The following is a 22465-nucleotide window of genomic DNA, read 5'->3' on the forward strand; positions in this document are numbered from 1 at the left end:
CACCCTTCCGGTTCGTTCCACGCCCCGCCCTGCGCGGGAGCGTCAGCGCGGCGACGCGGCCCCCGCGCCGCCCAGCGGCTTGTAGAAGACGGTCGTCCCGCGCGGGACCCCCGTCGGATCGGTCGCGAAGTCCGGCACCGTGCCGACCCTGGTCCAGCCCGCCGCCGCGTACATCCGCTCGGCGGGGCTGTCCGTCTCGGTGTCCAGCACCAGCGTCCGCAGCCCGCGCGCGGCGGCCGCCGACTCCAGGGCCGCCAGCAACCGCCCGGCCAGCCCCCGCCCCCGGTCCGCCCGGTGCACCATCAACTTGGCGACGTCCGCCCGGTGCCGGCCGTTGGCCGTCACCGCCGGACGCAGCTGCACCGTCCCGGCGACCCGCCCTCCCCGCCCGCCGGGCCGGGTTCGGCCACCCAGACCAGCAGCCGCCCCGCCGCCACGTCCGGGGCCAGCGCCCGCCACCAGTCGGCCGCCGCGACGCGGTCCAGCGGGGCGAGGAAGCCGACCGAGGCGCCGCCGTCGACGGTGTCCGCCAGCAGGTCGCCCAGCCGCTGCGCCGAACCGCGCAGGTCCTCCGCCGTCAGCTGCCGGACTGTGTACATGGTCACCCCTTCGTCCGCGGTCCGGCGCCGGCCGGGTGCGCCATACTCGCCGGTACTCAACGCCGCGACGGTTCGCACCCGCCGAGACTACAAGGAGCTTCCATGGCGAAGCCGACCAGGATCGACCCCGCCGACCTGCTCGCCGTCGGTGACCTGCTCACCGACGAGGAGCGCCTCGTCCGCGACACCGTCCGCAGGTTCGCCGACGACCGGATCCGCCCGTACATCGCCGAGTGGTTCGAGCGCGGCGTCTTCCCCGCCCGCGAACTCGCCCCCGAACTCGGCGCCCTCGGCGTGCTCGGCATGCACCTCGACGGCTACGGCTGCGCCGGCTCCGGCGCCGTCGCCTACGGCGTCGCCTGCATGGAGCTGGAGGCCGCCGACTCCGGCCTGCGCAGCTTCGTCTCCGTCCAGGGCTCACTCGCCATGCGCTCCATCCACGCCTTCGGCTCGGAGGAGCAGAAGCAGCGCTGGCTGCCGGGCCTCGCCGCCGGCGAGCTGATCGGCTGCTTCGCCCTGACCGAACCGGACTTCGGCTCCGACCCCGCCAACATGCGCACCCGCGCCCGCCGCAAGGGCTCCGGCGAGGGCGCGGACTGGGTGCTCTCCGGCTCCAAGACGTGGATCACCAACGGCGGCATCTGCGACGTCGCGGTGGTCTGGGCGCAGACCGAGGACGGCGTGCGCGGCTTCCTGGTCGAACCCGGCACGCCCGGCTTCACCACCACCGACGTGCCCGGCAAGCTGTCCCTGCGCGCCTCGGTGACCAGCTTGCTCGCCTTCGACGACGTCGTCCTGCCCGCCGACGCCGTCCTGCCCGGCGTCAGCGGCCTGCGCGGACCGCTCTCCTCCCTCAACGAGGCCCGCTACGGGATCCTCTGGGGCACCGTCGGCGCCGCCCGCGACTGCTACACCGCCGCCCTCGACTACGCCGGGAGCCGCGTCCAGTTCGAGCGCCCGATCGCCGGCTTCCAGCTCACCCAGCAGAAGCTGGTCGAGATGATGCTGGAGGTCGAGAAGGCCTACCTGGTCGCGCTGCGGATCGGCCGCCTCAAGGACGAGGGCGCGGCCCGCCCGGCGCACATCAGCTTCGGCAAGCTCAACAACGTGCGTGCCGCTCTGGAGATCGCCCGCAGCGCCCGCACCGTGCTCGGCGCCAACGGCATCACCACCGCCTACCCGGTCCTGCGGCACGCCAACAACCTGGAGTCGGTGCTCACCTACGAGGGCACCAGCGAGATCCACACCCTCGTCCTCGGCGAGGCCATCACCGGCGAGTCCGCCTACCGCTGAGTCCGGCGATCCCGCCGATCCCGCCGATCCCGCCGACCCCGCGCCACCGCGAAAACCGGTACCGCCGCCGGGCCGTTCATGGCCACCGTCCCTGCCCATGCCCATGAACGGCCCGACGAACCCGACCGCGCCCACCCCCGCCACCACCACGCTCCGGCGCCCGACCGGCCCTCAGGAGCCGGCCCTGGTCGAGGCGGCGAACTGGCGCGCCTGGCCGCCGCGCCTGCCCGACCAGCCGATCTTCTACCCGGTGCTGAACGAGGACTACGCGATCCGCATCGCCCGGGACCGGAGCGTCCCCGCCTCCGGCGTCGGCTACGTCACCCGCTTCGAGGTCGACACCGCCTTCCTCGCCCGCTATCCCGTCCGCCGGGCCGGCGGCCGCACCATCCTCGAACTCCGGTTCCCCGCCGAGGACCTGCCCGCGTTCAACCGCCACCTGGTCGGCCGCATCGAGGTGGTCCACGCGTTCCGGCCGCCGCGGTGACGGCGCCGGCCACGGTCCCGTCCTCCTGACCCCGGCCCGGGCCCAACGGGCCGACCACCGGCTCACCACCCTCGCCGAGGGCGTGGACGCCGGGCCGGCCGGCCTTCGTCGAACCGCCCGCCGACGAGTCCCTCCCACCCGCCGTCCATGCCGACGGCGGCCGCCTGCCGCACACCGGCGAGCGGATCGGCCCCGACGCGCCCGCTTCGGCCGGCTCGGCCCGGGGCCGCTCACCGGACCGGCCGTCGCCCTCGCGCCGCGCCTGCCCGCCGCCGTCGCCCTCGCGCTGCGCCTGCCCGCCGCCGTCGCCCCGGACACCGGAACGCTGCTCGACCCGTACGATCCGGCCGAACGACGGGCCGTGGTCGAGGCGAACCCGCCGTGGTCCGCCCACTGCTGCGCCGCCGACCGGCGCCTCGTACGCCCCGCCGCGGGCTGCGGGGCGGAGGAGGGGATTCCGGACGCCGCCCGTCCACCCGGCCGTCCCCTCCAGGACACCCGGCGGCCCGGCGGGGCGTGAAGCATGGCGCGGTCGCCGCCGCCCGCCCCGGTGCGGGCGCCGCCGACGCCCGCACCGTGAAAGGAACCGCCCCTCATGCCCACACCGCCGCCGCGCCCCCACGTCCTCGTCGTCGGGATCGACGGCGTCCGGTTCGACCTGCTGGAGCGGGTGCCGATGCCGAGGCTGGCGGAGGTCGCCGCGGCCGGGTTCCTCGCGCCCGTGACGGTCGCGGACTCCACGCCCACCATGTCCGGCCCCTGCTGGGCCACCATCGTCACCGGCGTCGAGCCCGCCAAGCACGGCGTGTGGGGCAACCACCTGGGCGGCAACCGCCTCGACGTCTTCCCCGACTTCACCACCCGCCTCGCCCGCGGCGAGGGGCGCCGCACCTTCGTCGCCGCCGGCTGGGACCCGCTGGTCATCGGCGAGTCCGGCGGACCGCTGTTCCGCGCCCCCGGCCGGCTCTGCTACGTCGCCCCCGCCGAGGACACCCCCGAGGCCTGGGACGCCGTCGACGAGGAGGTCACCCGGGAGGCCGTCGACGTGCTGCGCGACGCCGACCCCGAGGCCTCCTTCGTCTACCTCGGCGCCGTCGACGAGACCGCCCACTTCCTCGGCTGCGGCGAGGAGTACCGCACCGCGATGCGGGCCGCCGACGAGCGCCTCGGCCGACTGCTGGACGCGCTGCGCGCCCGGCCCGGGTACGCCGGGGAGGACTGGACGGTCATCGTCGTCACCGACCACGGCCACGTCGACACCGGCGGCCACGGCGGGCGCACGCCCGAGGAGCGCACCGCCTGGGTCGCCTGCGCCGGCCCCGGGATCCCCGCCGCCCCGCCCGTCGGCGAGATCCGCCACCCCGACGTCGCCGCCCAGGTGTACGCCGCGCTCGGCCGCCCGATCGACCCGCACTGGACCCTGGACGGCCGGCCCTTCCCGCTCGCCGCCCCCGTCCCGGCGGCGCTCTGACACCCCCGCGCCGGCCCGGGCGCCGGGCCCGGCAGTATCCGGCGACCGGGTGGCCGCCGCACCCGCCGGCACCCGGGCGGGTGCGGCCGGGCTGCGCCGCCGGTCGCGGCGGGCCAGGCTCGACCAGGGGGAACCCCGAGACCGGCCGGGCGCGCGTACGCCTCAAGGTGGAGGGCCTACCCCCCAAGGACGGCGCAAGGTCGCGACCTGCCGGTGACGATCCGGCACCCCGGCGCGGGTCAGGATGGAGACACACCGGGAGACCGGGGCCGGAGTCGCGGGCCCGGGACACCGGACGCACCGCAGCACCACACGGGAGAGGACAGTCGGCATGAACGGCATCGCGGGCAGGATCGCACTCGGAGTCGCGGGCACCGGCATGGCCGTCGCCGTCGCCGCCGTGGTGGCGGGGCCGAGGGTCGCCGAGTGGTACGACGGCCGGCACCAGGAGCAGTCCAGCTACGCCAGCGGCAGCGCGGCCAAGGCCGACGGGCGCGCCGTCCCGGCCTGGCTGCCCGACAACGCCTCCTCCGTCCGCTACCTGATGTCCACCACCGGCGACGACCGCCTGCTGACCGCGACCCTCCCCGAGGGCCGGCTGCCCGCCGGCTGCCGGGTCGGCGAGCCCGGCAAGGGCAACCACCCGGCGCCGGTCTCGCTGCGGGCGGGCTGGTTCCCGGAGGGCGTCACCAACAAGGTCACCGGCTCCTGCGGGCACTACCACGTCACGCTGACCGGCAACCAGCTCTACGCGTGGCAGGACGGCGCCGCCGTCCAGGCCGCCCTGCGGGCCGAGCGGCTCGCGCGCTGAGACGGCGTCACCGGGGACCGGCCGCCCCGCCCGGCGGCGGAAGGGCGGCCGACCCCCGACTGTCGGCGGCCCCGGGGGCTGCGGTAGGACGGAGCGAGCACGAACGCCGTGCTCGTTCCGAGAGGAGCCCCATGCCTGGTCCGACCGCCGGCCCCGCCGGTGACACGTCGACCGCCGCCTCCGCCACTCCCGCCGACTCCCTCACCGGCACCGACTCCCTCACCCCCGCCGAAGCCGCCGCCCCCTCCGGCCCCGCCGATCCCTCGGGCCCCTCCGGCCCCGCCAAGGCCCGGCCGGGCGGCGGCCCCGGCGGCCGCGCCACCATCGGCGTCCTCGGCGGCCTGGTCGCCCTCGGCCCCCTCACCACCGACCTCTACCTGCCCGGCCTGCCCGCGATCGCCGACGACCTCGCCGCCGAACCGGCCGCCGTCCAGCTCACCCTCACCTTCTCGATGTTCGGCGTCGCCGCCGGCCAGCTGCTCTTCGGACCGCTCAGCGACCGCTTCGGCCGCCGCCCGCCGCTGCTCGCCGGACTCGTCGTCTACACCCTCGCCAGCGTCGCCTGCGTGATCGCCCCCAGCCTGCCCGTGCTGATCGCCGCCCGCTTCGTCCAGGGCGCCGCCGGCGCCGCCGGCCTGGTCATCGGCCGCGCCGTCGCCCGCGACCGCTTCGAGGGCGTCGCGATGATCCGCTTCCTCGCCTCGATCACCCTGATATCCGGTCTGGCCCCGATCCTCGCCCCGCTGTTCGGCGCGCAACTGCTGCGCGTCACCTCCTGGCGCGGCACCTTCGGAGCCCTGGCCGCGCTCGGCCTGCTGCTCACCCTGGTGGCCTTCGGCGCGCTGCGCGAGACCCTCCCGGCGTCCGCCCGGCGCGGCGGCGGCCTGGGCGCCACCCTGCGCACGATGGGCGGGCTGCTGCGCGACGTGCCCTTCCTCGGCCTGCTGCTGACCAGCACCTTCGCCTTCGGCGCGCTGTTCGGCTACATCAGCGGATCCTCGGTGGTGCTGCAGCACGTCTACCACGTGTCCCCGCAGACCTACAGCCTGCTGTTCGGGCTCAACTCGGTGGCCATCGTCGCCGCCACCCAGGTCAACGGGCGGGTGCTCGCCCCCCGCTTCGCCGCCGCCACCCTGATGCGGACGGGCCTGGCGGTCCTGATCACCGCCGGGACGTTCCTGGTCCTGGCCACCGCCGTCTGGGACCTCGGGCTGGCCGCCGTCTGCGCCTCGCTGTTCGTGATGATGGCGGGCCTCGGCATCGTGCTGCCGAACTCGGCCGCCCGGGCGCTGAGCGTGGTCGCCCCGCAGACCGCGGGCTCGGCCTCCGCCCTCCTCGGCACCGCCAACTTCCTCTGCGGCGCCGTGGTCGCCCCGCTCAGCAGCCTGGGCGGGAACCCCTCGGCGGTGCTGCTCGCGCTCGTCGTGCTCGGCTGCTCGCTGCTCGCGGCGGCGTCCTACCTGCTGCTCCTGCGGCCGGGGCGGTCCGCCCCGGAGCCCGCCGCGGTGTGACCGACCGCAGTGGGACCGACCGCCGTTCGACCGATCGCCGTTCGACCGGTCGCGGTGTGACCGGTCGCGGTGCGACCGGCGTCATCGGCGGCGGCGCGCCCGGCACGGGTGCGGCCGTCCGCCGGAACGGGACCCGCCGGGGTGCCACGACACGAGGGTCGCGGCACCCCGGCGGGGGAGTGGAACGGGGGCCTTCGGCCGTCAGGCGATCGAGAAGTCGTCGCCGAAGACGTTGCCCTGGCCGTACCAGCCGTGCAGGTACACCGTCACCGTGCCGGAGGCGCCGGTGGTGAACGGGACGGAGAGCTTGGTCCAGCCGGAGCCGCTGGTCCACGCGGAGCCGGTGGCGCCGCCGCTCACACCGATGTAGGAGTAGCTGCCCTGGACCCAGCCGGTCAGCGTGTACGCCTTGTTGGGCGCCAGCGTCACGGTCTGGGCGCACTCACCGGTCTGCGAGCCGGTCGCCGCCGCCTGGAGCGCGTACGAGCCGGAGTGGACCGGGGTGCTCACCACGGAGCCGCCGGCCTGGCAGGTCCACGGGCCCAGGCTGCCGGTCTCCAGGCCGCCGTTGACCAGACCGCCGGGCGGGGTGACCCCGGTGACGGTCAGGGTGTAGGTGGCGGTGTGGCTGCCGGAGGCGGCGGTGCCGGTGATGGTGAGCGGGTAGCTGCCCGGGGTGGTGGTGGCCGCGGTGGCGATGTTCAGCGTCGCGGGCGAACCGGCGGTGACGCTGCCGGGGTTGACCGTGGCGGTGACGCCGGCCGGGGCGCCGCTGACGCTCAGGGCGACGCTCTGCGCGGAGCCGGCGACGACACCGGTGTTGACGGTGGCGCTGGCGGAGGAGCCGGCCGTGACCGAACCGGCGGCCGGGCTCACGGCGACCGAGAAGTCGTTGCCGGGCTGGGTGCTCGTCACCTTCAGCGTGTAGGTGGCGGTGCGGGTGCCGCTGGTGGAGGTGCCGCTGACGGTGAGCGGGTAGCTGCCCGGGGCGACGGAGGCCGTGGTGGTCACGGTCAGCGTCGCGGGCGTACCGGCCAGGACGGTACCGGGGTTGACCGTGGCGGTGACGCCGGCCGGCGCGCCGCTGACGCTCAGGTTGATGCTCGGCGCGGTGCCGGTGGAGCCGCCGGGCGGGGCGACCTCGGCGGTGAGGACGGTGGCGGTGGTGGAGGAACCGGCCGTCACGGTGCCGGTGGCGGGGTTCAGGCTGAGCGCGAAGTCATTGGTGGACGGGGTGTTGCTGGTGAAGGGCGCGAAGATCTTGCTGAAGTCCCAGGTGTTCTGCTGGATCCCGGAGCAGTCGTCGCGGCCGCCGACGCCGGGGCACTTGCCGGTGTCGCGCTGCAGCGCCCAGAACGACAGGGTGCTGATGCCCCTGGACAGCGCCCAGTTGTAGACCGTGGTCGCGTTGGCCAGCGTAAAGGTCTCGGCCGGGCCGAAGTCGTCGATGCCGGGCATCTCGATGATGCCGATCGAGCCCCAGAGCTGCGTGGGGGTCTTGGTCGGGTACAGCTTGGCCAGCTGGTTGTACAGGCCGGTCGCCGCGGTCTGGGTGTCGGCGGCCATGTCGTGCGTGGCGTTGTCGTAGTAGTCGAACGTCATGAGGCTGACGACGTCGATCCGCGCGTTGTTGGTGACGGCGTTGCGCAGCAGCGCGAGGCCGTTGGAGGCGAGGCCGCTGGTCGTGGTCGGCAGCGTGTAGGCGAACTGGACCTGGCGGCCGTTGGCGGCGGCCCAGTCCTGGGTCAGCTTGATCGCCTTGTTGCGGCGGTCGACACCCGCGGCGTTGTCCAGCGAGTCGGCCTCGATGTCGAGGTCGATCCGGGTGATGTCGTAGGTGGTGATCAGCTTCTGGTACGCGGCGGCGATCTGGTTGACGTCGGTGCAGCTGTCGGCCAGTTCGGTGCCGGTGGTGTCGGCGGTGTAGCCGCCGAACGACGGGATCACGTTGCCGCCGTTGGCCCGGATGGTGGCGAAGTCGGCGCCGAAGGACGACTGCGCGATCGGCAGCGAGGTGTCGCCGTTCCAGTACGGCGTGCAGGAGCCCTTGGTGGCGGTCTGCAGGAACGCCATCGTCAGGTTCTTGGCCCCGGACTGGGCGGACAGCGCGGCGGGGCTCTCGCCGGTCCAGGACTCGAAGTAGGGGGCGAACACCCGGCTGGGGATCGGGGTCGGGGCGGCGGCGACCGGGGCCGCGGCCTCGACGGAGACCTGGTTCACCGGGGCCGCGCCGGCCGACACCGCGCCGGCGACCAGGCCGGCCGAGGCGACGAGCGTGGCGCAGGCCGTCAGGGCGGCCTGAACTGTTCTGTGTAGACGCATGGGTTCTCCAACAGACGTGGTGGGGCAGGGCGTTGGTGAAGCGTGCGGAACTGCGCCCGCAGAACTGCGCTGCGGGCCTTGCGGGGGCGTGCAGGGGCGTGCGGAACCCTCGTAGGGGAGAGGGGCGTGCGGCGGGACGGTGGCGCGGGGGTGTGCGGGACCCGCAGGCGCGCGGCACGGACGGACGGCGTGCGCGGACGCGCGGACGCCGTGACGGGGCCTGGGGGCGGAGCAGAGCAGGGCATGGCAGGGCAGTGCCTCAGCCGCCGGTGGTCACACCCCCACAGTGCATCCCGGTCGGATCGACATGCCTATGGTTGGACTAGACCACTCGTCTGTCAAGAGTCCTTACAGTTCGTCAGCGAACCGCAGCCGGTTCGAGGTTGGCCGAGTGAGGGTCAACCGCCGACAAATCCGCTTGTGGCCCGGTCGGCCGCTCCGACATCATCGGGGCATGCGAGACCTCGACTGGAAGTCCGACAGAGAGGGCGGCTGCCGCCCGCACCGGTGAGCCCCCGGCTCCCGGGTCCCGGCCCGCCGCCATCGGCGGCCGGCGGCCGGACCGGCCCCGTCCGCGCCCGCTCCCGTTCGTCCGTTCTGCCGATCCTTCGCCCTCCCGTGCCTGCGTGCGCCCGATCTCCCGGGCGTGCGCCGCCGTGGACGGCTCTTCACTCCCACGCGCCCGTGCACCGGGCGTCCGCAAGGCGCACCACCGCGCCCGTGCGCCCGTCATGGCCGGCGCCGCGGCGGCGTGACGGTGCGCTCCGTGTCTGTGCGTTCTCGCGCCTGTCGACCCCCGGAAAGGAGGAACCCGTGGACTTCATCACGTCCGACGACAAGGACACCGCCTGGAGCCTGGTCTGATCCAGGGGGTGGGCCGTGGCCGCGCGGTGGTCGTCGCGCGCGGCCACGGTGGCCCGGAGCTCAGGACACCGGGCCGTTCGGGGGGTGCCGGCGGTTCAGGCCGGCGGGCAGAGGGTGGTGCGCAGCGCGTCCAGGATCTTGTCCGCCTTCTCCGGTCCGAAACCCAGGGGATGGGCGGGATCCGTAAAGCGCTGGTCGGCCAGCTCGGCCAACTTGGCCCGGTCCTTGGGGAACCGGTACATCGCCTGGCACTGGTTGCGGGCCCGGTCGACGGCCTGTTCGGGATTGCCGCCGACGATCGCCGGGTCGATCGCCTCCAGTGCGGCGATCAGCCGCGCGGTGACGTCCGCGGCGGGTGCGGCCGGCAGCCCGGCGTCGGCGGGGGGTGCCGGCTTCGGCGCCGCCGGGGGATCGGCGGGGGAGCCGGCCGCCGGTGGGGTGCCGGTGGCCCCCGCCGCGGGGGGCGCCGGGGGAACGGTCGCGGCCGTGGGGGCGGTGGCCGGTGCGCCGGCCGGGCTGCCGGGGCGGGAGGGGGCCGCGCCCGACGCGACCGGGGCGTCGGGCGCGTCGGAGGCGCCCGGTGCCGGGGCGGAGGCGGTCGCGGCCGGCGTCGCGGCCGGCGTTCCCGATGGTGCGGGGGCGCCCGGTGCGGCGGCCTCGGTGGGGCCGGCCGCGGCGGTTCCGGCCGGGGTGGTGCCGGCCGCGGTGGTGGCGGAGCCCGAGCCGGAGCCGGAGCACGCGGCGAGGCTCACCGCGGCCAGGGCCGTGAGGGTGGCGGCGAGAAGGCGAGTGCGCATGCCGTCACACTGTCATGTTCGCGCCGTTCTGGGGAAGGTGCTGCCGGACCCGGGATCGGCTCCCGGGCCCGGCATCCGGCGTGGTCAGGAGAGCCCGTTGCTCTTCAGCCAGTCCTTGGCCACCGCCGACGGGTCCTCCTTGTCGACCGCGACCTTCTTCATCAGCGCCAGCAGCCCCGCCGTGTCCAGCTTGGCCGACACCGCGTTGAGCGCGCCGGTCGCCGTCGTGTCCACCTTGGCCTTGTTGACCAGCGGCGTGACGTTCTGGGCGGCGAACAGGTTCTTCGGGTCGGTCAGCGGGACGAGCTTCAACTGCGTGATCTTGGGGTCCGTGGAGAAGACGTTGCCGACCTGCACCGAGCCGTCCTTGACCGCGTTGGCGGTGGTCTCGCCGGTCGACTTCCACTCCTTGAACGTCACGCCGTAGACGTCCTTGAGCGGCTGTTCCTGGCGCGACTTGAACTCCGGCGGGCCGCCGATGGTCAACTCGCCCGCCTTGCCGGCCAGGTCGGCGATCGACTTCAACCCGTACTTGTCGGCGGTCTCCTGGCTGACGCTCAAGGTGTCCTTGTCCTCGGCGGGGGAGGAGTCCAGGACCGCGAGCGAGGCGGGCAGCGCCTTGGCCAGCTCGGCGTTGACGGCGCTCGTGCCCGGATCCGCGGACTTGCCGCCGAGGTAGGCGAGCAGCGAGCCGTTGTACTCGGGCAGCACGGACAGGCTGCCGCTCAGCAGCTGCCCGTAGAGCACCTCGCGGCTGCCGATGTTGAACTTCTCCTCGACCTTCACGCCCTTGGCCTTGAGCGCCTGCGAGTAGATCGAGCCGAGCAGCACGTTCTCGGGGAAGTTGGCCGAGCCGACCACGACCGTCCCGCCGGCCGGGGCACCCGCGGTGGCGCTGCCGGCGGGCGCCGGGGCCGCCGAGTCCTTGCCGCCGAGCGGGTCGCCGCCGGAGGAGGAGCAGGCGGTCGCGGTCAGGGCGAGCGCCGCGAGGGCGGCCAGCGCGGCGGCCCGGCGGCCGGCCTTCACCGTTCTCAGCGGCGTGGATACGGATGTCGACATGGTGATGGGTGTCCTTTCGAGGTGGACGTCACGGTCGGTCGAAGGAGGTGAAGGAGGTGAGGGAGGTGAAGGAGGCTCGGGAGTGAGGGGAGCGGGCCGGAACGGTCACGTCGGCTGCCGGGCCGCGGCCAGCTGCTGGGCGCGCAGCCCGGGCGGCAGCGCGTAGCGGGCGAGCAGGGCGAAGAACGCCTGGGCCCCGACGGCGAGCAGCACGACCAGCAGCGCGCCGCCGACCGTCATCGCGTAGTCCCGGGTGGCCAGGCCGTCGACGACGTACCGGCCCAGACCGCCGAGCCCGACGTACGCGGCCACCGTCGCCGTCGCGATCACCTGCACGGTCGCCGTCCGGAAGCCGGCCAGCAGGGTCGGCAGCGCGGACGGCACGCAGACCTGCCGCAGCACCTGCGGATGCGTCAGCCCGACGCCGCGCGCCGCGTCCCGCACGTCCGGGTCGGTACCGCGCACCCCCTCGACGGCGGCGACCAGCAGCGGCGGCGCGGCCAGCGCGACCAGGGGCACCAGGACGGCGGTGTCGCCGACCCCGGCGAGCAGCACCGCCAGCGTCACCAGCCCGAGCGTCGGCAGCGCGCGGGCGGCGCCGGCCAGCGCGGTCACGGCGGTGACGCCGCGCCCGGTGTAGCCGATCAGCAGCCCGAGCGGGACGGCCAGCAGCGCGGCGAAGAGCAGCGCCTCGCCGGAGAACAGCAGGTGCTCGGCGATCCGGTTGACGATCGAGTTCGGGCCGCTGCGGCGGTCCGGGTCGGAGAAGAAGTCCCCCAGCCAGGTGAGCCAGTTCACCGGCCCGCCCCCCTCTCCCGCACGGCCCACGGCGCCAGCAGCCGGCGGGCGCCGACCAGCAGCAGGTCCACGGCCAGGGCGAGCGCGGCGATCAGTACGATTCCGGCCACGATCGGGGTCGGGAAGGTGCGCTGGAAGCCGTCGACGAACAGGTAGCCGAGGCCGCCGCGCCCGACCAGCGCGCCCACCGAGGCCAGCGAGATGCTGGAGACGGCGGCCACCCGCAGACCGGCCACCAGATAGGGGACGGCGGCGGGCAGTTCCACCGCGGCCAGCCGGTGCCACGGTCCGTACCCCATCGCGGTCGCGGCCTGGCGCACCGGGTCGGGCACGGCGCGCAGCCCGTCCACGGTGGTGGGCAGCAGCACGGCGAGTGCGTAGAAGGTGAGCGGGATCATCACGGTGGCCTGGGTGGCGAGCCCCGTGTAGGGGATGAGCACCACGAAGACGGCCAGCGAGGGCAGGGCGTAGACGATGTTGAAGACGGCGGCGAGCGGCTGGTAGAGGCGCGGGTAGCGGGTGCAGGCCAGGCCGAGCGGGACCGCCAGCAGCAGGCCGATCAGGACCGGGAGCAGCGCGATCGCGGCGTGGTCGGCGAGCAGGTCACCGAGGTAGCCGAGGTGGTCGCCGATCCAGTACCAGCGGACGATCGGTTCATCGTCCACCGGTGGCTCCGTCCTTCTCGGGCTCACCGGCGCCGGGGGCGTGCGCGCCGGGTGCGTCCGCGGCGGATGCTTCTGCGGCGGGGGCGTCCGGACCGCCCGTTCCGGCCGTGTCCGCGCCGGCCCGGTCCGCCGGGGGGACCCGGGCGACGACGGGCGAGGGGGCCGGGGGCGCGGCGAGCGCCGCCAGGACGGCCTCGCGGTCGGCCGTACCGGTCACCCGGCCGTCGGTGTCCAGGGCGGTGGCGATCCCGGCGGGGGAGAGCACGGCGGCGTCCAGCGCCGCGCGCAGCGTGTCGGTCCCGGGCCGGAACCCGGGCGCGGGCTGCAGGGCGGCCCCCGCCGCGTCCCGGTCGATCCACCCGATCGGGCGGCGCTCGTCGTCCAGCACGAGTTCCCAACCGCCGAAGAGCGCTCCGCCGGTCCCGGCCGGTATCGGCCGCACCGCGACCGCCGCGGCCGGCCGCAGCCCGAGCCCGCGCAGGCCCCGGTCGCGGCCGAGGAAGGCGGCGACGTCCGCGTCGGCGGGCGCCGTGAGCAGCGTGTGCGGGTCCGCCAGCTGGGCGATCCGGCCCCGCTCGCGCAGCACCACCACCTGGTCGCCGAGCCGGACGGCCTCCTCGATGTCGTGCGTCACGAACAGCACCGTCTTGTGCAGCTCGGACTGCAGGCGCAGCAGCTCCTCCTGGAGCCCGGCCCGCACCACCGGGTCGACGGCGCTGAACGGCTCGTCCATCAGCAGGACCGGCGGATCGGCGGCCAGCGCCCGAGCGACGCCGACCCGCTGCTGCTGGCCGCCGGAGAGCTGGAACGGGTACCGCTTGGCGGTCTCGGGGGCGAGCCCCACCAGGTCGAGCAGCTCGGCCGCCCGGGCGCGGGCCTTCCTGCGGTCCCAGCCGAGCAGGTAGGGGACGGTCGCGACGTTGTCGATCACCCGGCGGTGCGGGAACAGCCCGGCCTGCTGGATCACGTACCCGATGCCGCGTCGCAGCTTGGCCGGATCCAGCGCCGCCACGTCGGTGCCGTCCAGCAGGACCCGGCCCGAGGTCGGCTCGACCATGCGGTTGACCATCCGCAGCAGGGTGGTCTTCCCGCAGCCGGACGGGCCGACCAGCACGGTGGTCCGGCCGGTGGGGACGTCGAGGTCGAGGCCCTCGACGGCGACCGTGCCGTCGGGGTGGCGCTTGCCCGCGCCGTCGAATCTGATCACGGGGTGTTTCCTCGTCCCGGCGGCCCCCGGCGGCGGCGCCTGTGGTGTCGTCTGTCGGTCTGTCGGTCTCGGTCGGTGTGCCTGTCGCTCGCGTGGCTGCCCGCCCTGGCGGCGGTGGAAACTCTGATCAGCCTATGACCTGACGACCCTTGTGTCCCTGATTTCCCAGCCGTGGTCGGATCCGCCGGGCGTCGCGGCCCGCACGGATCCGACCACCGGCCGGGTTCACGGCAGGGCCCGCTCAGCCGCCCTGACGGGTCGGCAGCCCGGCCGCCGCCCAGCCGACGAAGCCGCCGTCCAGGTCGGTCGCCCGGTGCAGTCCCAGCTCACGCAGCGACGCCGCCGCCAGGCTCGACGCGTACCCCTCCGAGCAGACCAGGATCACCTCCAGGTCGTACCCGGTGGCCTCGGGGATCCGGTGGCTCCCCGCCGGGTCCAGCCGCCACTCCAGGACGTTGCGCTCGATGATCAGCGCGTCGGGGATCTCCCCCTCGGCCGCGCGCTGCGCCGCCGGGCGGATGTCCACCAGCAGGGCGCCGTCGCGCTGGGCGCGGTGCGCCTCCTCGGCGCCGGGCCGCCGGACGCCCTCGCGGGAGCGGGCGAGCAGGTCGTCGATCGTGGTCACCACTGGTCGGGTCCTTCCTCGGAGGTGCGGACCAGACCGCCGGCCCGCAGTTCGTAGTGCGCCATCGAGCTCAGCGGCGGCGAGTAGGCGTGCAGCGTCACGGCCGGGCCGGACGCGGTGTTGCGGACGTCGTGCACGTACTCCGGGCCGAACGCGCGGACGGTGCCGGACTGCACCCGCCGGATCAGCAGGCCCTGTTCGGGGCCGCCCAGCGAGAGTTCCTCCAGCTCGCCCAGCGCCACGGTGAACGCGCCGCGCGAGCCGCCGTGGTCGTGGAAGCCGGTGGACTGGCCCGGCAGCCAGCTGATCAGCCAGACCTCGTGGTCCTCGTCGGCGGCCAGCCGCCGGTACCAGCGCTCCTCGGTGGAGAGCCGTACGTGGTGGATCCACTGGTCGGGCTGTTCGGCCAGCTCGCGGACGATCGTCCGCAGGGTGTTCGGGGTGAGCGGTGCGCGGGTGTCCCCGGCCGGGGCGGGCGTGCCGGGGGCGGGTGCTCCGGGGGCGGGGGTGTCGAAGGCGAGGTCCAGGCTCATGTGGGTGTCCTCGGAAGAAGGCGGAGGGGAACGGGAGCGTGGGGGCGTACGCGCCGGACCGCACGGGACCGCACCACCGCGCCGGTCGGGCGTCGGCGGACGGCGCGCTCGCGCGGGGCGAACGCGGCGCGAAGGCGCGTCAGGAAGACGGGTGTGGCTGTCCGGCGCGAACCCTGGGGGGCGTCACAGGGCGGGGCCGGCGGGGGAGGGGGAGATCAACAACAGGCACAGATGGAACTCGCCTGGCGTCGGAGGTCGACGTGCAGGCGGCAGACCAGAGTGGTGCCGGTGTCCATGAGCCGGATCCTTCCTGACGGAAGCGGTAGGAGTCAAGCGCACACCGGCACACCTGCCCGTCACGCCCGTCCGTCGGGCCCCTGCCCGTTGCGCCCCTGGTCGGGCGCGGTGGCCCCGCGTTCCGCGCCGGGCGCGCGCCCGGGCGCGGGGACGGTTCCCGTCCGGCCCGGGCGCCGGCCGTTGGACTTGGGGTCCGGGGGGACCACGGCCGGTTCCGCCGGCTCCCCTGCTCCTTCCGGTTCCGCCGCTCCTCCCGGTTCCGCGCGTTCCGGTGCTTGCGGTGGGACCTCCGCCGGGATCTCCCCCGGGTTCGCCAGCGCCGCCGCGACCGCCGGTGCGGCCTGCTCGCCCAGGTACCGGCCGAGCGTCTGGTAGGCGTCGAACTGCCGGTGGTCGAACCACTGGTCGCCGGCCCCGTCGTTGGGGAAGGCCGGATCCGCCGCCGCGTACGCGTGCAGCTCGTACGGCATGCCCGGGGTGAGGACGGCCTGGGCGACGATCAGCGTGCCGTGCCGGGCCGACCCCGGCGGATCGTCGGCCTCCCCGAGCTCCAACGGCCACGGGTACACGATGTCCCCGACCACCACCGCCCGGGCGGAGAGCCGTTCGGCCAGCCGCGCCGCCAGACCGCGCAACGGCGGCCGGCCGCTTCCGCCGGGCCCGCTCCCGCCGGAGCCGCCGCCCCCGGCACTGCCCGGGACCAGCAGCTCCGGCTCGCGCAGCGTGATGGCGATGCCCAGCTCCTCCCGCGCCAGGGTGATCGCCGCCGCGAGCGCGCCCGCGAAGGCGGAGTCGCCGCTCGCGTCGATGCACACGGCCGTCCGTACGCCGTGCCGCAGCAGTTCGACCAGACCGAGGTTCTCGTAGTGCCCGCCGTCGGTGGTGAGCAGGAACCGCGCGTCCATCGGGTACCGCCCGCAGGCCTCCCGCAGCTGGTAGGAGAGCCGCCGGACAGCCGGCTGCGGCGCGTAGCGCCAGTCCCGCTCGGCGGCCCAGAGCGGGGCGAGCGCCGCCGGGTTGGGCAGCCAGGTGCCCAGCCGGGCGTTGGTCACCGCGAACAGCCCCTGGTAGGCACGGGAACGGCGGCCCATCGCGGAGGAGAACGCCGCACCGGAGACGGCCATCGCGGACTGCACGGTGAGGTCCCGCGCGATGTGCCGCCGGGTGCGCCGCTCCAGCAGGTCGGTGCGCGCGTACCCGACGTCCGGCCCGCCCACGTAGTCGTGGGAGAAGGTGAACGACACCGCCCGCCGCCCGGGTGGCGTGCGCGCGCTGCCGGAGAGGTTCGCCGCCGCCGCGAAGATCACCTGCGGGAAGTCTGGCCGCCGGGCGCCGTAGTGGCTGAGCCGGGTCTGCTCGCGGAAGAAGTGGTACGGCCGGGCCAGCACCTCCCCGGACCCGTCCCCGCCGGCCGCCTCACCGCTGCCCCCGCCTGCCCCGCCCCCGCCTGCCCCGCCCCCGCCTGCCCCGCCGCCGGTCCCGCCCCCGCCTGCCCCGCCGCCGCCGTCCCCGTCCCCGCCCTCGACGACCCGGCGGACGGCGAAGGCCGAGGCGAGCCGGCGCCGGTAGAAGGGGTGCAGGCCCATCCAGGTCTGGTCGAGGTTGAGCCCCACCGTGACCAGCACCAGCGGCAGCAGCACCTGGACCGCGCCCGGCCAGGCGTGCCCGGTCGCCACCGCCCAGCCGAAGGTCAGCAGCGTGCCCGAGGTGAGCGCGGTCAGCGCCGACCAGAGCACCAGGTACTCGGTGATCCGCCCGGTGAGGCCACCGGGACGCCGCACCCCGGCGCCGTGCCGCACCCCGCGCAGCACCCCGCCGAGCACGGCGGCGCCCTGCTCGATGGCGTGCCGCCCGTGCCACAGGATGCCCAGCAGCAGCGCCAGGTAGCTGAGCAGCACGGTGAGGCTGATGCCGGCGCCGGTCTGCCGGGCGCCGACCGCGAGCGCCCGCTGCAGCGCGACCGCGCCCCATGCCAGGCCGGGGACGGCCAGCACCCCGAGGGCGGTCAGCGCGGCCAGCGCCAGCGCGCCGTGCGAGAAGCGGCGCAGGACGCGGGGCAGCAGCGTGTTCCAGCCGAGCCAGGAGAAGGTGAGCAACCACAGCAGCCACCCGGTGACGGCGGCCGCCAGCAGCCCGGCGAGGGCGAACAGGGCGGGGGAGCGCACCGAGGGCGGGCCGTCCAGGTCGGCGAGCGGGACGAGGTGGTAGCAGCGGCTCAGCCCCAGGCCCAGCACCAGGACGGCGGCGAGCAGCAGGGAGAGCGCCGCGACCAGCCCGCGCAGCAGGGTGCCGAGCGCCACCAGCCACTCGCCCGCGCCGTCCGCCAGGTACTTGGAGTGGCGGCGCAGGTGGTCCTCCTCGGGCGAGCCCGGTTCGAGCACGGTCTCGGCGCTCAGCCCGGAGCGGGCCCGGACCGGACCGCCCGGCGCGGAGTCGCTCAGCGCCAGCTGCATCGCGCCGACGGTGTACCCGCCGCCGGAGACGGCGACCAGGTAGCGGGCCTGCTGCAGCCAGGGGCGCAGCGCCTGCAGCGCGCCGAGGGTGACGCAGGCCGAGCGGATGCCGCCGCCGGAGACGCAGAAGCCGAGCCGGGCGTGCTCGCGGCCGGGCGGCACCCTGGCGGCGTTGCGCCAGCGGGCGTGCCGGGCGAGCGGCCCGTGGGCCCGGGGGCCGGGCGGCCAGCGCCCGCCCCGCGCGGTCGCCACCGGCCACGGCGGGATCAGCGCCGGTCCCGCCCCGCCGTCGCCGCCCGCCTCCTCCGCCGGCCGGGGCAGCAGTGCCCGCACCGCCCGGTGGACGGTGGCGGTGCAGACGACGACCGCGACCGCGCCCGCGGGCGGCAGCAGCAGCCATTTGACGGTGGCGAACGCGGCCGCCGCGGCGAACGGCGCGTCCCCGCCCGCCGGTCCCGGGCCGGCGGGGCCGAGACCGGCGTCCAGCAGGACGTCCTCGGCGAGGTCGCAGCAGCCGGCCAGCACGCCGGCCAGGCCGGCGACCAGCGCCGTCCGCCGCCAGTGCGCCCGGGTGAACACGTAGCCCCCGAGCAGCCCGGCCGCCGCCAGGGTGACCGCGAGGCCGCCGATCAGCCACAGGTCGGCCGCCAGCGAGGCGCGGAAGGCCGGGGCCCGCCCGGCGAGCACGGCCTCGGCGGCGGCCCGCGAGCCGGCCAGCTGGAGCCGGACGTCCAGGGTGCCCTGGCCGGCGGGCGTCCGGCGGACGAACAGCAGCCACCCGAGCACCGCCGGCAGCGGCACCCCGAGCCCGAGCAGCACCCCGCCCCAGGCCGGCACCCGCACCGGCTCCGCCGCCCCCTCGGCCGTCCCCATCCGGCCACCTCCCCCTCGACCGCCACAGCCACGTCGTGTCACCGGCTTCCTGCCCCGCACCACGCGGTTCCGCTCCTGGATTCACCCGAATGAGTAAGAAGGGCGGTCCCGGGGTAGATGACCGTTTCATCCCATCAATTCATCCCGCCTGCGGGGCCCCGCGTGTCAGCGCACCAGGATCGCCCCGGGCGCATCGCGTCCGACGTATTGTCAGGCGACCGAGGCCGGGCCTACGGTCGAGGCACCCACCCTCTACGCACGTAGACCGCGCACCGGCCGCACCGGCGGACCATGCGCGGACCGCTCGGAGACATCCACCGCAGGCAGCACCGCCCGCCGACCCTCGGACCGCGGGCCCGCCCCCGGACGGGCCGCGGAGTTGCGGAGGTACCCATGTCGCAGATCGTCCGTGCCGCCCTCGTCCAGACCCGCTGGACCGGCGACCAGGAGAGCATGATCGCCCTCCACGAGCGGTACGCCCGCGAGGCCGCCGCCCGGGGCGCGAAGATCCTCGGCTTCCAGGAGGTCTTCAACGCCCCGTACTTCTGCCAGGTCCAGGAGCCCGAGCACTACCGCTGGGCCGAGGCCGTCCCCGACGGCCCCACCGTGCGCCGGATGCGCGACCTCGCCCGCGAGCTCGGCCTCGTCCTCGTCGTCCCGGTCTACGAGGAGGAACAGCCCGGCGTCTACTACAACACCGCCGCCGTGATCGACGCCGACGGCAGCTACCTCGGCAAGTACCGCAAGCACCACATCCCGCAGGTCAAGGGCTTCTGGGAGAAGTACTACTTCAAGCCCGGCAACCTCGGCTGGCCGGTCTTCGACACCGCCGTCGGCAAGGTCGGCGTCTACATCTGCTACGACCGGCACTTCCCCGAGGGCTGGCGCGCCCTGGGCCTGGCCGGCGCGCAGATCGTCTACAACCCCTCCGCGACCAGCCGCAGCCTCTCCGCCTACCTCTGGCAGCTCGAACAGCCGGCCGCCGCCGTCGCCAACGCCTACTACGTGGCCGCGATCAACCGCGTCGGCACCGAGGAGTACGGCGACAACGACTTCTACGGCACCTCCTACTTCGTCGACCCGCGCGGCCAGCTCGTCGGCGACGTCGCCTCCGACAAGGAGGAGGAACTCGTCGTCCGCGACCTCGACCTCGGGCAGATCGAGGAGGTCCGCCGGCAGTGGGCGTTCTACCGCGACCGCCGCCCCGAGGCCTACGGCCCGCTGACCGAGGCCTGACGGAGGCGAACCCCCTGTGACCAGCAGCGCATCCCGGCGCACCGCCGTGCGCGGCGGCCTCGTCATCACCGCCACCGAGGAACTGCACGCCGACGTCCTCATCGAGGGCGAGCGGATCGCCGCCCTCGCCGCCACCGGCAGCGACGCCGCCCTCTCCTGGAGCGCCGGCACCGTCATCGACGCGACCGGCCACTACGTCCTCCCGGGCGGCGTCGACGTCCACACCCACATGGAGCTGCCGTTCGGCGGCACCCACGCCTCCGACACCTTCGAGACCGGCACCCGCGCCGCCGCCTGGGGCGGCACCACCACCATCGTCGACTTCGCCGTCCAGCCCGTCGGCGGCAGCCTGCGCGAGGGACTGGACGCCTGGCACGCCAAGGCCGAGGGCAACTGCGCGATCGACTACGCCTTCCACACCATCGTCTCCGACGTCACCGATGCCGTCCTCAAGGAGATGGACACCCTCGTCGACTCCGGCGAGTCCACCTCCTTCAAGCTGTTCATGGCCTACCCCGGGGTGTTCTACAGCGACGACGGACGCATCCTGCGCGCCATGCAGCGCGCCGCCGCCAACGGCGGGATGATCATGATGCACGCCGAGAACGGCATCGCCATCGACGTCCTCGTCGAACAGGCCCTCGCCGCCGGCCGCACCGCGCCCCGGTACCACGGCGAGGTCCGCCGCGAACTGCTGGAGGCCGAGGCCACCCACCGGGCGATCAGGCTCGCCCAGGTCGCCGGCAGCCCGCTCTACGTCGTCCACGTCTCCGCCGCCTCCGCCCTCGCCGAACTCGCCCGCGCCCGCGACGACGGCCACCCCGTCTTCGGCGAGACCTGTCCGCAGTACCTCTTCCTGTCCACCGACGACCTCGCCGCGGAGGGCGACGACGGCTTCGAGGGCGCCAAGTACGTGTGCAGCACCCCGCTGCGCCCCCGCGAGCACCAGGCGGCACTCTGGCGGGGCCTGCGCACCAACGACCTCCAGGTGGTCTCCACCGACCACTGCCCGTTCTGCTTCACCGGCCAGAAGGAACTCGGCCGCGGCGACTTCTCGAAGATCCCCAACGGCCTGCCCGGCGTGGAGAACCGGATGGACCTGCTCCACCAGGCCGTCGTCGACGGGCGCCTGGGCCGCCGCCGCTGGATCGAACTCGCCTGCACCACCCCGGCCCGGATGTTCGGCCTGCACCCGCGCAAGGGCACCCTCGCCCCCGGCGCCGACGCCGACGTGGTCGTCTACGACCCCACCGCCGTGCAGACCGTCTCCGCCGCCACCCACCACATGAACGTCGACTACTCGGCGTACGAGGGACGCACCCTCACCGGCCGGGCCCGCACCGTGCTCTCCCGGGGCACCGTCGTCCTCGACCGCGGCACCTGGCTCGGCCGGGCCGGCCACGGCACCTTCCTGCGCCGCGACACCTGCCAGTACCTCGGCTGAGCCCGCCCCCGTCCCACCCGCCTCCCCGTCCCGACTCCCGGAGCCCACCATGGACATCGGCCTCGTGCTGCAGACCGACCCGCCCGCCCGCCTGCTCGTCGAGCGCATGGTCCGCGCCGAGCGGGCCGGCTTCAGCCACGGCTGGACCTTCGACTCCTGCGTGCTGTGGCAGGAGCCCTTCGTCATCTACAGCCGCATCCTCGCCGGGACCAGCACCCTCACCGTCGGCCCCATGGTCACCAACCCCTCCACCCGCACCTGGGAGGTCACCGCCTCCCTGTTCGCCACCCTCAACGACATGTACGGCAACCGCACCGTCTGCGGCATCGGGCGCGGCGACTCCGCCATGCGCGTCGCGGGCCGGCAGCCCGCCACCCTGGAGCGGCTCTCCCACGCCATGCACGCCATCAAGGAACTGGCGGAGGGCCGCACCGCCGAGGTCGACGGCACCGAGCTGCACCTGCCCTGGGTCGGCGAGGGCGCCACCCTGCCGGTCTGGATGGGCGCCTACGGCCCCAAGGCGCTCGCCCTGACCGGCCGTCAGGCCGACGGCTTCATCCTCCAGCTCGCCGACCCCTTCCTCACCGAGTACATGGTCAAGGCGGTCCGCCGCGCCGCCGCCGAGGCCGGCCGCGACCCCGACGCGCTCACCGTCTGCGTCGCCGCTCCCGCCTACGTCACCGCCGACGACTCCCCGGCCGCCCTCGCCCACGCCCGCGAACAGTGCCGCTGGTTCGGCGGCATGGTCGGCAACCACGTCGCCGACCTGGTCCGCCACTACGGCGAGCACTCCGGGCTCGTCCCCGACGCCCTCACCGCCTACATCAAGGACCGCCAGGGCTACGACTACAGCCACCACGGCCGCGCCGGTAACCCCGACACCGCCTTCGTCCCCGACGAGATCGTCGACCGCTTCTGCATCATCGGCCCCACCGCCACCCACCTCGCCCGCCTCGACCAGCTCCGCGCCCTCGGCGTCGACCAGTTCGCCGTCTACGCCATGCACGACGCCGTCGAACCCACCATCGACGCCTACGGCACCTCCGTCATCCCCCGCCTGTCCGCCGGCAGCTGAGCCCCCGCCCCCGCGAGGACCGCGACCACCAGCCCACCACGGCGG

At 75.2% G+C, this 22465-nt stretch carries 20 protein-coding genes; 8 read left to right on the plus strand and 12 right to left on the minus strand.

Translation table 11 applies throughout. The features are described 5' to 3' along the window. Positions 1 to 42 precede the first annotated feature (42 nt). Both ACFVVL_RS06955 and ACFVVL_RS06960 read right to left on the minus strand, forming a co-directional pair. A complete protein-coding gene (locus ACFVVL_RS06955) occupies positions 43 to 345 on the minus strand; it encodes a GNAT family N-acetyltransferase (protein WP_387671843.1) in 303 nt (100 codons plus the stop codon). Further along, positions 342 to 599: a hypothetical protein gene (locus ACFVVL_RS06960; RefSeq protein WP_387671845.1), complete on the minus strand. Its 258-nt coding sequence runs from the start codon at positions 597 to 599 to the stop codon at positions 342 to 344. The genes ACFVVL_RS06955 and ACFVVL_RS06960 overlap by 4 nt, the downstream gene beginning before the upstream one ends. 102 nt (positions 600 to 701) lie before the next feature. On the opposite strand from ACFVVL_RS06960, the gene ACFVVL_RS06965 reads away from it, so the two are divergent. The 5 genes from ACFVVL_RS06965 to ACFVVL_RS06985 all read left to right on the plus strand — a co-directional run bounded on the left by ACFVVL_RS06965 (position 702) and on the right by ACFVVL_RS06985 (position 6172). After that, positions 702 to 1892, plus strand: a complete 1191-nt coding sequence (locus tag ACFVVL_RS06965) for an acyl-CoA dehydrogenase family protein (RefSeq protein ID WP_387671847.1) — start codon at positions 702 to 704, stop codon at positions 1890 to 1892. A 97-nt stretch (positions 1893 to 1989) separates the two neighbouring features. Further along, positions 1990 to 2379, plus strand: a complete 390-nt coding sequence (locus ACFVVL_RS06970) for an ADP-ribosylation/crystallin J1 (RefSeq protein ID WP_387671850.1) — start codon at positions 1990 to 1992, stop codon at positions 2377 to 2379. A gap of 595 nt (positions 2380 to 2974) precedes the next feature. Further along, complete coding sequence (locus ACFVVL_RS06975) at positions 2975 to 3850, plus strand: alkaline phosphatase family protein (RefSeq protein WP_387671853.1); 876 nt, start codon at positions 2975 to 2977, stop codon at positions 3848 to 3850. Between the two features lie 331 nt (positions 3851 to 4181). Then, the gene (locus ACFVVL_RS06980; protein WP_380296139.1) at positions 4182 to 4661 is read left to right on the plus strand and encodes a hypothetical protein; all 480 of its coding nucleotides are present in this window, start codon (positions 4182 to 4184) and stop codon (positions 4659 to 4661) included. Positions 4662 to 4792: 131 nt separating this feature from the next. Further along, positions 4793 to 6172 (plus strand): multidrug effflux MFS transporter, encoded by a 1380-nt coding sequence (locus tag ACFVVL_RS06985; RefSeq protein WP_387671856.1) that lies wholly within the window; start codon positions 4793 to 4795, stop codon positions 6170 to 6172. 201 nt (positions 6173 to 6373) lie between these two features. On the opposite strand, the gene ACFVVL_RS06990 is transcribed toward ACFVVL_RS06985, so the two are convergent. The 10 genes from ACFVVL_RS06990 to ACFVVL_RS07035 form a co-directional block, all read right to left on the minus strand. Then, the gene (locus tag ACFVVL_RS06990) at positions 6374 to 8494 is read right to left on the minus strand and encodes a glycosyl hydrolase family 18 protein (RefSeq protein WP_387671859.1); all 2121 of its coding nucleotides are present in this window, start codon (positions 8492 to 8494) and stop codon (positions 6374 to 6376) included. Between the two features lie 959 nt (positions 8495 to 9453). After that, positions 9454 to 10155, minus strand: coding sequence for a hypothetical protein (locus ACFVVL_RS06995; RefSeq protein WP_387671862.1), 702 nt, complete (start codon positions 10153 to 10155; stop codon positions 9454 to 9456). 84 nt (positions 10156 to 10239) lie between these two features. After that, complete coding sequence (locus ACFVVL_RS07000) at positions 10240 to 11214, minus strand: ABC transporter substrate-binding protein (RefSeq protein WP_387671865.1); 975 nt, start codon at positions 11212 to 11214, stop codon at positions 10240 to 10242. A gap of 105 nt (positions 11215 to 11319) precedes the next feature. Further along, positions 11320 to 12012: an ABC transporter permease gene (locus ACFVVL_RS07005; protein WP_380297960.1), complete on the minus strand. Its 693-nt coding sequence runs from the start codon at positions 12010 to 12012 to the stop codon at positions 11320 to 11322. Further along, complete coding sequence (locus ACFVVL_RS07010; RefSeq protein WP_387671868.1) at positions 12009 to 12677, minus strand: ABC transporter permease; 669 nt, start codon at positions 12675 to 12677, stop codon at positions 12009 to 12011. The genes ACFVVL_RS07005 and ACFVVL_RS07010 overlap by 4 nt, the downstream gene beginning before the upstream one ends. Next, positions 12667 to 13884 carry an ABC transporter ATP-binding protein gene (locus tag ACFVVL_RS07015; RefSeq protein ID WP_387671871.1) on the minus strand — a complete coding sequence of 406 codons (1218 nt, stop codon included), beginning with the start codon at positions 13882 to 13884 and terminating at the stop codon, positions 12667 to 12669. Before ACFVVL_RS07015 ends, ACFVVL_RS07010 begins: the two co-directional genes overlap by 11 nt. Positions 13885 to 14125: 241 nt before the next feature. Beyond that, the gene (locus ACFVVL_RS07020) at positions 14126 to 14512 is read right to left on the minus strand and encodes a rhodanese-like domain-containing protein (RefSeq protein WP_380297145.1); all 387 of its coding nucleotides are present in this window, start codon (positions 14510 to 14512) and stop codon (positions 14126 to 14128) included. Further along, a complete protein-coding gene (locus ACFVVL_RS07025; RefSeq protein WP_380297147.1) occupies positions 14506 to 15042 on the minus strand; it encodes a cysteine dioxygenase in 537 nt (178 codons plus the stop codon). Before ACFVVL_RS07025 ends, ACFVVL_RS07020 begins: the two co-directional genes overlap by 7 nt. 215 nt (positions 15043 to 15257) lie before the next feature. Beyond that, on the minus strand, positions 15258 to 15338 hold the full coding sequence (locus ACFVVL_RS07030; RefSeq protein WP_350561156.1) for a putative leader peptide: 81 nt from the start codon (positions 15336 to 15338) through the stop codon (positions 15258 to 15260). Positions 15339 to 15398: 60 nt separating this feature from the next. Further along, positions 15399 to 18665, minus strand: a complete 3267-nt coding sequence (locus ACFVVL_RS07035) for a hypothetical protein (protein WP_387671875.1) — start codon at positions 18663 to 18665, stop codon at positions 15399 to 15401. A 393-nt stretch (positions 18666 to 19058) separates the two neighbouring features. Between ACFVVL_RS07035 and ACFVVL_RS07040 the strand changes: the two genes are divergently transcribed. Genes ACFVVL_RS07040 through ACFVVL_RS07050 form a run of 3 tightly spaced genes read left to right on the plus strand, consistent with a single transcriptional unit; the run spans position 19059 to position 22420 of the window. Beyond that, on the plus strand, positions 19059 to 19901 hold the full coding sequence (locus tag ACFVVL_RS07040; protein ID WP_387671877.1) for a nitrilase-related carbon-nitrogen hydrolase: 843 nt from the start codon (positions 19059 to 19061) through the stop codon (positions 19899 to 19901). A 16-nt stretch (positions 19902 to 19917) separates the two neighbouring features. Continuing rightward, positions 19918 to 21345, plus strand: coding sequence for a dihydropyrimidinase (gene hydA, locus ACFVVL_RS07045; protein WP_380297151.1), 1428 nt, complete (start codon positions 19918 to 19920; stop codon positions 21343 to 21345). Positions 21346 to 21394: 49 nt separating this feature from the next. Next, a complete protein-coding gene (locus tag ACFVVL_RS07050) occupies positions 21395 to 22420 on the plus strand; it encodes a TIGR03842 family LLM class F420-dependent oxidoreductase (RefSeq protein ID WP_387671881.1) in 1026 nt (341 codons plus the stop codon). Positions 22421 to 22465: the final 45 nt, after the last annotated feature.

The organism is Kitasatospora sp. NPDC058115, from assembly GCF_042884635.1.
GTDB lineage: Bacteria > Actinomycetota > Actinomycetes > Streptomycetales > Streptomycetaceae > Kitasatospora.

What these genes read in the sequence shown, in the direction of transcription:
- ACFVVL_RS06960 (WP_387671845.1), bottom strand. Translation starts at nt 599, where the DNA reads ATGTACACAGTCCGGCAGCTGACGGCGGAGGACCTGCGCGGTTCGGCG.
- ACFVVL_RS06965 (WP_387671847.1), top strand. Translation starts at nt 702, where the DNA reads ATGGCGAAGCCGACCAGGATCGACCCCGCCGACCTGCTCGCCGTCGGT.
- ACFVVL_RS06970 (WP_387671850.1), top strand. Translation starts at nt 1,990, where the DNA reads ATGCCCATGAACGGCCCGACGAACCCGACCGCGCCCACCCCCGCCACC.
- ACFVVL_RS06975 (WP_387671853.1), top strand. Translation starts at nt 2,975, where the DNA reads ATGCCCACACCGCCGCCGCGCCCCCACGTCCTCGTCGTCGGGATCGAC.
- ACFVVL_RS06980 (WP_380296139.1), top strand. Translation starts at nt 4,182, where the DNA reads ATGAACGGCATCGCGGGCAGGATCGCACTCGGAGTCGCGGGCACCGGC.
- ACFVVL_RS06985 (WP_387671856.1), top strand. Translation starts at nt 4,793, where the DNA reads ATGCCTGGTCCGACCGCCGGCCCCGCCGGTGACACGTCGACCGCCGCC.
- ACFVVL_RS06990 (WP_387671859.1), bottom strand. Translation starts at nt 8,494, where the DNA reads ATGCGTCTACACAGAACAGTTCAGGCCGCCCTGACGGCCTGCGCCACG.
- ACFVVL_RS06995 (WP_387671862.1), bottom strand. Translation starts at nt 10,155, where the DNA reads ATGCGCACTCGCCTTCTCGCCGCCACCCTCACGGCCCTGGCCGCGGTG.
- ACFVVL_RS07000 (WP_387671865.1), bottom strand. Translation starts at nt 11,214, where the DNA reads ATGTCGACATCCGTATCCACGCCGCTGAGAACGGTGAAGGCCGGCCGC.
- ACFVVL_RS07025 (WP_380297147.1), bottom strand. Translation starts at nt 15,042, where the DNA reads ATGAGCCTGGACCTCGCCTTCGACACCCCCGCCCCCGGAGCACCCGCC.
- ACFVVL_RS07030 (WP_350561156.1), bottom strand. Translation starts at nt 15,338, where the DNA reads ATGGACACCGGCACCACTCTGGTCTGCCGCCTGCACGTCGACCTCCGA.
- ACFVVL_RS07035 (WP_387671875.1), bottom strand. Translation starts at nt 18,665, where the DNA reads ATGGGGACGGCCGAGGGGGCGGCGGAGCCGGTGCGGGTGCCGGCCTGG.
- ACFVVL_RS07040 (WP_387671877.1), top strand. Translation starts at nt 19,059, where the DNA reads ATGTCGCAGATCGTCCGTGCCGCCCTCGTCCAGACCCGCTGGACCGGC.
- ACFVVL_RS07050 (WP_387671881.1), top strand. Translation starts at nt 21,395, where the DNA reads ATGGACATCGGCCTCGTGCTGCAGACCGACCCGCCCGCCCGCCTGCTC.